This is a genomic window from Lentzea sp. NPDC060358, from assembly GCF_042725365.1.
In the GTDB taxonomy this organism is placed as follows: Bacteria; Actinomycetota; Actinomycetes; order Mycobacteriales; family Pseudonocardiaceae; genus Lentzea.
In genome coordinates, this window is the sequence record NZ_JBHXCW010000021.1 from 47,595 (window position 1) to 59,586 (window position 11,992).

Here is an 11,992-nt window from a genome sequence, read left to right on the forward strand (position 1 = left end):
GGTCGGTGCCGTCCGCCCGGCGCCCGTCCTGGCCGGTACCCGGTGTCAGTCCTGGCCGATGTCCTCGTACCAGAGCTCCGGGCGCTCGGCGATGAACGTCGTCATCAGCTCGACCAGCGCCGGATCCTCGACCACGGTGATGCCGACGCCGTGCTCCGCCAGCCAGTCGTGGCCGCCGTGGAACGTCGTGGCCTCGCCGATCAGCACGTTCGAGATGCCGAACTGGCGCACCAGGCCGCTGCAGTACCAGCACGGCGACAGCGTCGTGACCATCGTCGTGCCGCGGTAGCCGCGCTGCCGTCCGGCGTTGCGGAAGGCCGAGGTCTCCGCGTGCATGGACGCGTCGCCGTCCTGCACGCGCCGGTTGCGGCCCCGGCCCAGCAGAGCGCCGTCGCCGTCGAAGAGGGCGGCACCGATCGGGATCCCGCCCTCGGCGAGCCCCGCCCGTGCCTCTTCGACGGCGACGGCGAGCATGTCCTCAGCAGAAGTCATGCGGAAAAGTTACTTCGTCTTGAACAACTTCACCGTCATCGACGTGCCGCTCTGGCGCAGGACCTTCAGGCCGACACCGGCCGCCGGCAGCTTCACGCCCGCTCCCGGCTGCTCCGCGAACCAGAACTGCCGGGTGTCGTCGAACGTCGGCTGGGCCGCCGCGCCGCGGACGTAGGACGCCTTGCCGTTGACGCGCAACGTGAAGGAGTCCGACTTCTGCAGCCCGAACGGCGCGTCGTAGCCGCTGACGGTCACCGACCAGCGCTGGCCCTCCAGGTTGTAGAGCGGCGCCGGGTTGGCGTCGATCGGCAGGATCAGGCCCTCGCCGGGGTGCTCGCTCGTGTTGTTGTCGAGGAAGCTCGTGTTCCACAGCGAGACGAGCAGGCCGTCCTGGTACGGGAAGTGCTCCACGAAGTCGGGCTTGTCCGGGAAGCTGTAGCGGTACGGGCCCGTCTGGTTGTACTTGCCGTACGACTCGTAGGTGCGGTTCGACGCGACGTAGAACTGGTCGAACGTCTTCGTCTCCTTGCCCGCGGTCGCGCGGAAGCCACGGGTGGCCCACGGACCGGTGGTCTCGGCGCCGTCCGTCAGCACCGGCACACCGTCGGCGGTCACGGTGATCTGGTCGGCGAAGAAGCCGTCCGGCACGTAGGCGCCGTCGGTCCGGTACGCCAGGCGCAGCTTCGTGCTCTTGCCCGCGTACGCGTCCAGGTCGACGCTCAGGTCGACCCACTGGCCGCCCGAGGACGAGCTGAGCGCCGGCGCGTCGGCCGAGTCGCGCTGGAACGGCTGCCCGTTCGCGACGCCGTCGAGCTGCGTCCAGCTGCCGTCGGAGTTGGCCGCCTCGACGTACAGGTAGTCGTAGTCGGCCTCGATGTCGTAGCGGGCCTTCATCGTGAGCGACGCCGACGTCCTGCCGCGCAGGTCGAGCGGCGCGGTCATGGAGTTGTCGAGGTCGTTGCCCTTCTCGCTCCACCACATCTTCGTCCCCGCGAACGGAGCGCCGTAGTCGAACGACTTGGAGACGTCGGGCAGCACCACGACGAGCCCCTGGGCCTTGGCCGAGTTGTACTCGTGCGGGCCGAGCTCGAAGACCTTCTCCTGACCGGCGACGCCGATCTCGTAGTCGAGCCAGCCGAGCTGCAGCTTGTCCCACGCGGAGAACTCGTTGGCGCGCTCGCCGGGAGCCTCGCCCGGCGCGTTCACCCGGTTCTGCGCCATGATCGACCACCAGTTGACGCCGTTCGTGCCGCCGTTGGTGTCGTAGTGGTCGGGCAGGCCGAGGTCGTGCCCGAACTCGTGCGCGAAGACGCTGACGCCGCCGTTCTCGGGCTGCACGGTGTAGTCGCCGACCCAGATGCCGGTGTCACCGATCTGCGCGCCGCCGAGCTTGTTGGTGCCGGGACCGGTCGAGTAGTTCTTGAACGCGTAGCCGCGGTGGCTCCACAGCGCGTCCTCGCCCTGCACCGGGTCCCCGTCGGCCTGGTCGCCGCCGGCGTGCACGATCTGGAAGTGGTCGACGTAGCCGTCGGGCTCGTTGAAGTCGCCGTCGGCGTCGTGGTCGTAGCGGTCCCACTGGTCGTACTCGGCCAGTGAGGCCTTGATCTGCGCGGTGGTCCTGCCGGCGGCCTGCTGGTCCGCGACCCACTGCGTGACGGCGTCCTTGATCAGCTCACGCGAGTTGGTGCAGATGTTGTCGTTGCACGGGTAGCCGTTGCTGCGGCCGTAGCGCGCCTCGTTGTACTTGACCTTCACCCAGTCCGTGACCGTGCCGGCGACGGTGTAGCGGCCGCTCGACTGCCTGTCGTAGAAGTTCGCGACGGAGTTGGCGTCCTTCTCGCGGGAGAAGTACAGGTCCTGGAAGTACTGGCGGCTGAAGTCCGGGTGCCAGATCGTGGTGTTGTCCTTCGCCCGGTCGGGCTCGGGGATCTGGTTGTGCACCGGCCCGTCGAACCGCTGCGGCCCCGGCGTGCCCGGGCTCGTGTCGCGGTCCGGGTAGTCGGGGTGCCGCTCGTCGCCGAACTCCGCGAGGACCACGAAGATCTTGTCGGTCTTCTCCCGCTTCAGCTCGACGTACTGGTCCCTGCTCTGCTTCCTGCCGACCTTCGCGACGGTGCTGCTGCCGCGCTTCTCGGTCTTCCTGGCACCGGTCAGCACGTCGGCCAGCGCCTGCTGCCGGAGCGCGCGGCGCTTGACCTCCAGCTCGTGCGGCTGCTCGTCGGACTGCCGCGCCTGCTGCTCCTCGGGCTGCGCGGGCGGTGTCGCGGTGGCCGGTGTGGCCAGGCCGGTGGTGATGAGCGCCAATGCCGCCGCTCCCGCCAGAACTCTTCGCACTGTCGTCCCCTCTCGGAAATACCGGGGGGAGGCTACGGAGCCGGGTTGCGGCTCGACACGTCCGAAAGTCTGGTCTCGGGCCGGGTTCCGGCGTGGCCGGTTTGCCTTGGGCCGTACGGGTTCCGGCGTGGTCGTGCGCCTCAGCCGAAGTGCGGGTGGCGTTCGCGTCGCGGCCGCTCACTTCGGCGGCAGCGCCTCCACGAACTCCCGGCACCGCGCGATCCAGTCCGCCAGCGCCTCGTCCTCCGACACCGCCGCGCCGTCCACCACCACCCAGCCCCTCATCGGGCGGCCCGTGAAGTCGAAGACGCGGGTGCCCGGCTGCGCCAGCGCGTCGGACTGGGCCTCCGGGCCCACCCGTGCCAGCAGGTCCGGGCCCAGGACGCCCGCCAGCATGTTCCCGTTCCACAGGAACACCAGGCTGCCGAACATCTTCCTCGTGCCGATGCCGGGGAGCGGGGTCAGCGCGTCGCCCAGGCGGTGGGCCAGGCCCTCGTCGTACGCCACGGGCTGAATCATGTCTCAGCGAGTTGCCAGGCGCCTCTCAGGTTCGTGTGGCTTGATGGACATACGGGACATAAGGAGGCCATCGTGTTCGGGGTAGTCGGCTGGGTGCTCGGTTGGCTCTTGACGCTGTTCATCATCGTGATGATCGGCCGGATGATCGTGGACTGGGCCGTTACCTTCCAGGCGCGCGGTGCCTGGGTGTGGAAGGTGCAGCGGGTCACGCACGGTGTCACCGAGCCGGTGTTGTCGCCGGTGCGCAGGCTGTTGCCGCCGGTGCGGTTCGGCGGGTTCGGGTTGGACCTCGCGTTCACGGTCGTGTTCATCGCGGCGTTGGTCCTGCGGTCGATCGTGTGGTGAGGACGCCCGGGTTGAGCACGTTCCGGGGGTCCAGCGCGGCCTTGGCCCCGGTCAGGGCCGCAGCGAAGACGTCAGGACGCTGACGGGCGTACCAGGGCAGGTGGTCGCGGCCGACCGCGTGGTGGTGGGTGATGGTGCCGCCCGCGGTGATCAGGGCTTCCGAGACGGCGGCCTTGATCTCGTCCCACTGCGAGGTGAGGCTGCCCCAGCGGCCGGGCGCGCAGACGCCGTAGTACGGCGCGGGGCCGTCCGGGTAGACGTGGGTGAAGCGGCACGTGACGATGCCGGTGCCGCACACCTCGCGCAGGGCCGGGAAGCTGTCCCAGGTGCAGGCCGTCTCGAACGTCTCGGTGATCATCGCGTGCTGCGCCATCGCGTCGCGCTGGTAGGGCATGCGCAGGAACGAGCGGCGCCAGCGGGCCGCGGCGCCCTCCACGACCTCGCCGTCCGCGCAGAGTTGCAGGGCGCGGGCCAGCAGCGCGTCGACCGGGTGGTCGGCCGACTCGAAGGCCAGCACCAGCACCGACTGCGGCGAGCCCGCGTTGAGCAACGCCTCCGCCGGGTCGAGCAGGCGGCAGTTCGCCGGGTGCAGGCCCGACTGCGCGATCAGGCGCGTCGCCTCGACGGCCCGGTCCCACGACGCGAACCGCACCGACGCGCCCGCGCGGTGGACCGGCGGTGACTGCAGGCGCATCCACGCCTCCGTGATCACGCCCAGGGTTCCCTCCGAGCCCAGGAAGAGGCGGTCCGGGGACGGGCCCGCGCCCGAGCCGGGCAGGCGGCGCGACTCGGAGATGCCCGCGGGGGTGACCACGCGCAGCGACTCGGTCAGGTCGTCGACATGGGTGTGGAGCGTGGCGTAGTGGCCGCCCGCGCGGGTCGCGAGCCAGCCGCCCAGCGTCGAGAACTCGAACGACTGCGGGAAGTGCCGCAGGGTCAGCGAGTGCTCCTTCAGCTGCGCCTCGAGCGACGGGCCGAGCACGCCGGCCTGGATGCGCGCCGCCCGGCTCGTCGGGTCCACCTCGAGCACCTGGTCCAGCCGCGTCAGGTCCAGCGTCACCACGCGGTCGAGGTCGCGCGGCTCGACCCCGCCGACGACAGAGGTGCCGCCACCGAACGGGATCACGGCGACGTCGTTCGACGAGCACCAGTCGAGCACGTCGACCACGTCCTGCTCGGTGCGCGGGCGGGCGACGGCGTCGGGCAGCGGGCCGACGTCGCCCGCGAGGTTGCGGGTGACGTCGCGGTAGGCCTGGCCGCGGGCGTGCGCGAGGCGGTCGACGGGATCGGCCGACCACAGGTCACCCGGCGGCACGACCCGGGACGCCGGGAGGTCGAGCGACGACGGGTCCGGCGGTTCGTGCAACGTCAGGTCCGCGTCCGGCAGCACGGCGCGGACCCGGTCGACCAGCGCACGGCGTTCCTCCGGGGTGACGGCGTCCTCGACGGTGCCCCAGCCCCACCACGACCTCGTTGTCATGGCGAGCAACCTATTCGAGACGAGATCGTTCCGTGAGAGCTAACCGGCCCCGAAGCACACGAACCCGACCGCGGCGGCGTAGGCGGCGTCGTCGGCCGACCGCTGCACCGACGCCAGCGCCTCGGCCGGGGCCTTCCCCGCCGCGAGCTCCCGGTGCAGCTGCACCATCACCGGCGCCGTCCCGTCGGTCGGCACCGGCACGACGGGCGCGATCAACGTCCGGGTGCCCAGGCCCAGCAGCGCGGCGGTGAACCCCATCAGCTCGTCGCCCGGCCGGACCGCGGACTGCCCGGTGTCGCAGGCCGACAGCACCACCCGCGTCGGCGGGCGGCGCAGGCGTTCGATGTCGTAGACCGTCAGCGGGCCGTCGGCCAGTTCCAGGGCCGAGAACAGCGGGTTGTCGACGCGGAACGAGCCGTGCGCGGCGATGTGGGCCAGCGCCGCACCGTCCATCGCGGACGCCACGGCGCTCACCGTCGCCTCCGCGTCGACGAGGACCCTGCCCGGCACGTGCGCGCTGACGGCCTTGATCTCGGCGGGCGCCGCGGCCATCCGCGGACCGGCCGCCAGCACCGCCTCCCCGGACGCGTCGGCCACCGAGCACGCGCGCAGCCACACCGAGGCCGACGGCGCCACCGTCACCTGGCGGTTGAACACTCCCCACGGCAGGCCGTTGAGCGCACCGGCCGGCACCACGACCAGCGGGCGGCCGTCGATCCGCGCCGCCAGCGGGTCGAGCAGGCGCCGGGCCAGCAGCGCCGCCGCGTGCGTGGCGGACGACCGGGCCACGGCGAGGTTCGGCAGCTGGGGCGGCAGGGTCACGAGCCGGTGCAGGGCGAAGCGCAGCAACCGGATCTCGCGGACCACGCCCTCCACCGGGCCCAGCGGGTGCAGCGACGCACGGCCGCCGGCCAGCACCACGGCCATCAGCGCGCCGTCGTACTCCACGAACTCGATCAGGGCCGACGACCCCAGCGCGGCGCCCAGCGCCGGCACCGCGGGCGGCTTGAAGACCGACACCTCGCCCGACACCTGCCGGGTCAGGTCGCGCACGCGCTGCTCCGCGCGCACCAGCTGGACCCGCAGCGCCCCGGCGGGTTTCCCGGCCAGCACGGCGGACTCGACGTCGGCGGACACCGCGCGCAACGACGCCAGCGCGTCCTCCAGCCGGGGGTCGTCCGGCGGCGACACGGACTTCATCCGCAACGCGCCGGCCCGCCAGCTCTCGGTCCACGACAGCACCCGCGCCGCGTTGCCCGAGGCGACGGCCAGCCGCAGTCCCTCCAGTGCCAGCGCCTGGCCCTGCACCCCGGCCGACGCCCGCAGCTCGGCGGCGCCCAGCGACACCCGGTACTCGTCCAGCAGCCCGATCCCCCGCCGCAGCGCGGACGACGTGCCGCGGACGTCACCGGAAAGCTTGCGCCGCAACGCCTCCGCGTACCAGCCGCGCACGCGCAACCCGGCGGGACCGCGCAGCCGGGCGGACGCGGCGAGCGACAGCTCCGCCACGGCACGGGCGCGGTGCCCGAGGTCGGCGGCGACCAGACCGGCGTCGATCCGCGCCTCCAGGGCGGGCAGCCGCCAGTCCATCGCGTCGAGCTCCGCGGCCACCTTCGACAACGCGAGCCGCAGCGGCCGCGACCGGTCCCCGCGCAGCACGGCGGCGTGCAGCTCCAGGTACCGCGCGCCCGCCGCCCACAGCAGCCGCTGCTCGCGGCGGAACCGGCGGCGGGCCTCGGCGGCGAAGCCGTTCGCCGCGTCCGGGTCGTCGTCCAGCAGGGCGATCCGCGCGCGGAAGTACAGCGCCTCCGACACGCCCAGCGGGTTCTTCAGCGCCTTGAGCTCGACGATCGCCCGGTCGGCGGCGGCGCGCGCCTCGTCCAGCAGCGGCACGGAGACGAGCAGCTCCAGGCGGTTCACCAGCAGCACCGGGCGCATCACGTCGAGGCGGCGGTACACCTCCTCCGCCTTGTCGAAGAGCGTCAGGGCGGCGGGCACGTCACCGCCGCGGGTCGCCATGATGCCGGCGTTCCAGTGCACGTCGGCGACGCCGAGCTCCTGCCCCAGCTCCCCCAGCAGCGCGGCCGCCAGGGCGAAGTCCGCCGACGCCTCCCGCGTGTTGCCCACGTACGCGCTCGCGAGGCCGCGGTTGTTCAACGCCCGTGCCTCCACGAGCTTGTCACCGACACGCCGGGCACCGGCGATGGCGGCGGTGTAGTCGCGCTGGGCGTCGTCGTGCCGCGTCAGGTAGTGGAAGACGACGCCGCGCTGCATCAACGCGGCCACCGCGTCGGCGCCGGTGAGTTCCGGCATCGCGTCGTCGAGCGCCTTCAACGCCTGCTTGTGCTTGCCGGTGTAGACGAGCACCCACGCCAGGCTCATCCGCGCCAGCGCGGACAGCCGGGGCAGCGCGGCGTCGACCGCGATCCTGATCGAGCGGCGCAGGTGCCGCGCCGCACCGGGGAAGTCGTGCATCTCGCGCAGCGCGAGACCGATCGCGCGCTCGGCGATCGACCATTCCGCACGATCTTCCGTCGCGCGCAGGACCGCACGGGCCATCTCGACGGCCGCGCGCGGGTTGCGCTGCCTGGCCTCCAGCGCGTCCTCCGCGGAAAAATCGGTCACGGCATCACTTTATCGGCTGTGGTAGCTTGATCAAGCTCGGTCGGGGTGCCCGTCAACGCTGCTTTAGTGAGGCCGTGGTGTCGAAAACGCCAGAAAGCGCGGAGCTTTACCAAAGAGCTTTCCTGCAGCTCATCGCCGAGGACAAGACCATCAGCTTCCACGCCGAACGCGGGCGTGAATTCCTTTATCGACCCGGCCAGCTGCTCGTCGGGTCCGAGGATCAACAACGGGTCGTCGAAAAGCTCCGGGAAAACGACATCGTCTCCCGGCCCGGCGAACCATTCGCCGGAATGGCCCGTTTGACGTTGCCGAACAACGCGGAGGACATTCCGCGGATCGTCCGGTTGTTGCGCGACCAGCGCACCTGGCCGAACCAGCGCGTGCCGCTCGTGCAGCCGCACCACGTGGTCGTCGGCCACGGCGGCCTCATCATGGGCAACCCCGGCGACCGGCCCTACCCGAGCGACCCGCTGGACGCGCCGAAGTACGACGCGCGCCTGAAGGAGGTCCGCGTCGGCGTCATCGACACCGGCATCTCCGCCGGTGCCTCCAGCGAGCACTCCGACTGGTTCGGCGGCCGCTACGCCGAGGAGGGCGACGACGTCGACCCCGCCTACAGCAGCGGTGACGTCTTCGCGCTGCAGGGCGGGCACGGCACGTTCGTCGCGGGCGTGATCCAGAACGCGGCGCCCGGCGTCACGTTCGACCCGGAGGTCGGCCTCGACCACAACGGCTTCGGCGACGAGGAGAGGATCTGCCGCAAGATCACCGAGCTGGGCCGCAAGAAGATCAGCGTGCTCAACCTGTCCCTCGGCTGCTTCACCGAGGACGACGTGGCCTCCGAACCGCTGCGGCGCACGATCGCCGCGCTGCCGGACGAAGTCGTGGTGGTCGCGTCGGCGGGCAACCAGGGCACGCAGCGGCCGAGCTGGCCCGCCGCGCTCGACGACGTCACCGCCGTCGCCGCCGCGGAGCAGAAGCCGGACGGCTCGGTCGTCCCCGCCTCCTACTCGAACTGGGGCCACTGGGTCGACGCGTGCGCGGTCGGCAACCGCGCCTCGACCTACCTCAAGGGCGAGTGGAAGCTGCCTGGCGAGTCCGCCACCCCGTTCGCGCTGTGGGCCTACTGGTACGGCACGTCGTTCGCGGCGCCGCTCGTCACCGGACGGATCGCGGCCACGATGGTCTCGGACGGCATCACCGCAGCTCAGGCCCGTGACAAACTCCTGAGTGGCCCGGACTTCCATCCCGGCTACGGTGTTTTCGTCAAATAGTTGTATCTGGCGGGCCACCTCCGCCTCCGCCAGGTGTGACCGCAAGGAGTCGACGTGACCTCTGCATCCCCGATCGCCGCGCTCGTGAGCGCGGCGGCCGAGGGCGACCAGTCGGCGTGGAACGAGATCGTGGACCGTTACACGCCCCTGGTGGTGTCGGTGATCTACAAGCACCGGCTGCGGCCCGCGGATGCGGCCGACGTGAACCAGACGCTGTGGCTTCGGCTCGTGGAGCAGATCGGACGGCTGCGCGAGCCGGAGGCGCTGCCCGGCTGGATCGCGACGACCACCCGCAACGAGTGCCTGCGCGTGCTGCGCGTGCAGCAGCGCACGCACCTCTACGACCCGTTGACCTCTTCGGACGCGTTGGAACCGGAGCCGGTGGACGCGGACGTGGAGGCGGAGCTGCTGGCGGTGGAGCGCCGGCAGGCGCTGCGGGACGGGTTCGCCGAGCTCACGGAGCAGTGCAAGCGGTTGCTGACGAAGCTGATGACCGATCCGCCGCCGAGCTACCAGGTCGTGAGCGAAGAGCTCGCGATGCCGGTCGGCAGCATCGGGCCGACGCGCATCCGCTGCCTGGAGAAGCTCCGCAAGACCGCCGCGGTCTCGACGTTCCTGGGATCGCCCGCCAAGAGAGGAGGTGTGCTGGGTGCGGCACGACTGGGACAGTGACGAAGTACTGCTCGACGCCTTGCGCGACGCGGTGAGCACTCCCTCCGAGGACGTTCCACCGGAGTTCGTCGAGGCCGCCAAGGCCGCGTTCACCTGGCGCACCGTCGACGAGGAGCTGCTGCTGATCACGTCGTACGACTCGGTGCTGGACGACACGCTGTTCGCCCGTGCGCGGTCCACGGCCACGGCGCGGCAGCTCGTGTTCGACGCCGGGGACGTGATGCTGCAGGTCGAGGTGTCGGCGGCGGGCGTGACCGGTCAGCTGCTGCCGGCCGCCGGGTCCGTCACGCTGGTGACGCCGAACGGCGACCACGAGACGTCGGCGGTCGACGAACTGGGGACGTTCGTGATGGGTCCCGCGCCGCACGGTCCGGTGAAGTTCCGGTTCGCGCACGGGTGCACCGATTGGTTCATCCTCTGACTCACCATTGGTGACGCCACCATTCCCTCGTTCTGCCTACAGCCTCCGCCACGGGGTGGGCACGCTCGGGAATGCGCGTCGCGAGAGGTGTGCCGCTGTGGTCGGTCGAGTCAGCTGGGTTCCGGAAAGCGTCAACGTCCCGAGTTCCGCCCGGATCTAACGACTACCTGCTGGGCGGCGGGCACAACTTCTCGGCCGACCGCCGAAGCATTGGTCACAGTGCTGCCGGTGCGGGACATGGCCCGCCGCAACCGCGCTCATCTGCGCCGGGTGGTCCGGGAACTGGCCGGTCTCGGCATTCGCCAGTTCCTCGACCTCGGTTCGGGAATCCCACCGTCGGCAACGTGCACGAGGTGGCGCACGCCGAGCTGTGCCGGCGGACGAGCCCGACGTGACGGTGTTGCCCGCGGCCATGGCGGCGGGCAGGGAGGTCGTGGAGCCCGGCGTCGTGTTCACGCCGCAGTGGCGGCCGGAGACGCCCGGGGGCGTGGGCGCCGCCCCGTCGAAGGCCAACCTCTACGCCGAGATGCTGGCGGAGGCCTGCGCGCATGACCGAGTCCTCAGTGGACAGCGACCATCGCCAGTGGGAGCTCACGCGCGACAACGGCGACACGGTGTGGGCTAACGTGGTGCTGTCCGTCCTGCACGGCTCGGACGGGCTGCCGAACCGCGCCTCGTTCACCGAAGAGCTCGAGTCGGCGCTCGCGACCGGTGACCCGCACACGCTGGCCCACCTCGACGTCGGCAGCCTCACGATCGTCGACGGCGGGCTCGGGTACGCGGCGGGCGACGCCGTGCTGGCCGAGGTCGCCCGGCGGCTGCGGGTGCTGCTGCACGGGTTCGCCAACCTGTCCACTGTGGACCGCGGTCCGCTGCGGGGTGTCCTGCTGGCGCCCCAGCGCCGGCGAGGCTGGCACGCCGCGGAATGGCTCTCGTGGTGCCTCTGCTGCTGTCGGCGGGCCTGCACATCATCGGCGGCCCCGGCGACCGGACGCTCGGCGTGAACCTCGTGGCGGCCCGCTGAGCGGTCGCGGCCGTCAGGGTCGGCCACGACCGCTCAGGAGCGGACTAGGCCGCGTCCACCGCGGTGGACAGGTCGGCCTTCGCGGTGCCGGCGAAGTTCCGCTCGACCCGCGACTTCTCCGAGGCGTTCGGGTTGACGTTGGTGCACGAGACACCGCCGGTCGACCCGGACATCAGGCTGGAGCACGGACCGGGCTTCACGTCCGGCAGACCCAGGATGTGCCCGATCTCGTGGGCCGCGATCCGGACCTTGTTGTAGCCCTGGTCGACGGCCTGCTTGCCGATCCAGATCTTGCCGTTGCCGAGCGTCGTCGGTTGCGCCCGCGGCCAGCCGGGGTCGGACACGATGGTGATGTTCGCGCGGCCCGTGGTCTTCACCAGCCGCACGTTCTGCACGTTGGTGTTCCACACCTGGGCACCGGCGTCGATCTCGGCCGCGTAGGCCGCGGCGCCCGTCGAGTTGTAGGTCAGGGTGGTGGCCGCCTGTGCGGTGCCGACGATGCCGAGTGACAGGGCGGCGGCGCTGGACAGCACAGCGATGGTTTTGCGCAGGAACACAGGGATCTCCTCGCAATGCAGGGTGATAGCTCCCCGACTGTAGCGCGGAGGCGTTGGGGCACAAGAAGAGTCAAGTGTGAAGCCGCGCTGGCACGGTCCAGTGCGTTCGTAGGTGAGCGCCGCGCCACGGCGGCGGGCCAGGCCCGTGGGGAGCGCAAACGCCCCCTACCAACGGTGTTCGCGCGCCCGCCGGCCGTCCGCGGGAGGTGGTCATAAAAGTCGACGCCCTCCGGACCTGATGGTCCGGAG

The 11,992-nt window shown here is 71.4% G+C and carries 12 protein-coding genes and 1 pseudogene; 6 read left to right on the plus strand and 7 right to left on the minus strand.

Going from position 1 to position 11,992, the window contains the following annotated elements; all coding sequences use genetic code 11:
* Positions 1-45 precede the first annotated feature (45 nt).
* The 3 genes from ACFWGZ_RS07195 to ACFWGZ_RS07205 all read right to left on the minus strand — a co-directional run bounded on the left by ACFWGZ_RS07195 (position 46) and on the right by ACFWGZ_RS07205 (position 3,333).
* Positions 46-492 (minus strand): nucleoside deaminase, encoded by a 447-nt coding sequence (locus ACFWGZ_RS07195; RefSeq protein WP_382450577.1) that lies wholly within the window; start codon positions 490-492, stop codon positions 46-48.
* Between the two features lie 9 nt (positions 493-501).
* Positions 502-2,826, minus strand: a complete 2,325-nt coding sequence (locus tag ACFWGZ_RS07200; RefSeq protein ID WP_382450578.1) for an immune inhibitor A domain-containing protein — start codon at positions 2,824-2,826, stop codon at positions 502-504.
* Positions 2,827-3,003: 177 nt separating this feature from the next.
* Positions 3,004-3,333, minus strand: coding sequence for a TfoX/Sxy family protein (locus ACFWGZ_RS07205; protein ID WP_382450579.1), 330 nt, complete (start codon positions 3,331-3,333; stop codon positions 3,004-3,006).
* 84 nt (positions 3,334-3,417) lie between these two features.
* On the opposite strand from ACFWGZ_RS07205, the gene ACFWGZ_RS07210 reads away from it, so the two are divergent.
* On the plus strand, positions 3,418-3,690 hold the full coding sequence (locus ACFWGZ_RS07210) for a YggT family protein (RefSeq protein WP_382450580.1): 273 nt from the start codon (positions 3,418-3,420) through the stop codon (positions 3,688-3,690).
* Here ACFWGZ_RS07210 and ACFWGZ_RS07215 read toward each other — a convergent pair.
* The 3 genes from ACFWGZ_RS07215 to ACFWGZ_RS07225 are packed head-to-tail and all read right to left on the minus strand — an operon-like array spanning position 3,653 to position 8,214.
* A complete protein-coding gene (locus ACFWGZ_RS07215; RefSeq protein ID WP_382450581.1) occupies positions 3,653-5,170 on the minus strand; it encodes an FAD-binding oxidoreductase in 1,518 nt (505 codons plus the stop codon). The genes ACFWGZ_RS07210 and ACFWGZ_RS07215 overlap by 38 nt on opposite strands.
* A 39-nt stretch (positions 5,171-5,209) precedes the next feature.
* A complete protein-coding gene (locus tag ACFWGZ_RS07220; protein WP_382450582.1) occupies positions 5,210-7,795 on the minus strand; it encodes a CHAT domain-containing protein in 2,586 nt (861 codons plus the stop codon).
* Positions 7,792-8,214 (minus strand): hypothetical protein, encoded by a 423-nt coding sequence (locus tag ACFWGZ_RS07225; RefSeq protein ID WP_382450583.1) that lies wholly within the window; start codon positions 8,212-8,214, stop codon positions 7,792-7,794. Before ACFWGZ_RS07225 ends, ACFWGZ_RS07220 begins: the two co-directional genes overlap by 4 nt.
* Here ACFWGZ_RS07225 and ACFWGZ_RS07230 point away from each other — a divergent pair.
* The 5 genes and pseudogenes from ACFWGZ_RS07230 to ACFWGZ_RS07250 all read left to right on the plus strand — a co-directional run bounded on the left by ACFWGZ_RS07230 (position 8,185) and on the right by ACFWGZ_RS07250 (position 11,166).
* Positions 8,185-9,069, plus strand: coding sequence for a S8 family serine peptidase (locus ACFWGZ_RS07230; protein WP_382450584.1), 885 nt, complete (start codon positions 8,185-8,187; stop codon positions 9,067-9,069). The genes ACFWGZ_RS07225 and ACFWGZ_RS07230 overlap by 30 nt on opposite strands.
* A gap of 54 nt (positions 9,070-9,123) precedes the next feature.
* On the plus strand, positions 9,124-9,741 hold the full coding sequence (locus ACFWGZ_RS07235) for an RNA polymerase sigma factor (RefSeq protein ID WP_382450585.1): 618 nt from the start codon (positions 9,124-9,126) through the stop codon (positions 9,739-9,741).
* Entirely contained in the window at positions 9,719-10,162 is a 444-nt protein-coding gene (locus ACFWGZ_RS07240; protein ID WP_382450586.1) for a hypothetical protein, read from the plus strand. The genes ACFWGZ_RS07235 and ACFWGZ_RS07240 overlap by 23 nt, the downstream gene beginning before the upstream one ends.
* A 154-nt stretch (positions 10,163-10,316) precedes the next feature.
* Positions 10,317-10,521, plus strand: a pseudogene (locus tag ACFWGZ_RS07245) (SAM-dependent methyltransferase); the annotation flags it as partial.
* A gap of 189 nt (positions 10,522-10,710) precedes the next feature.
* Positions 10,711-11,166, plus strand: a complete 456-nt coding sequence (locus tag ACFWGZ_RS07250; RefSeq protein WP_382450587.1) for a diguanylate cyclase domain-containing protein — start codon at positions 10,711-10,713, stop codon at positions 11,164-11,166.
* 64 nt (positions 11,167-11,230) lie between these two features.
* Here the strand turns inward: ACFWGZ_RS07250 and ACFWGZ_RS07255 are convergent, their stop codons facing one another.
* Complete coding sequence (locus ACFWGZ_RS07255; RefSeq protein ID WP_382450588.1) at positions 11,231-11,743, minus strand: snapalysin family zinc-dependent metalloprotease; 513 nt, start codon at positions 11,741-11,743, stop codon at positions 11,231-11,233.
* Positions 11,744-11,992: the final 249 nt, after the last annotated feature.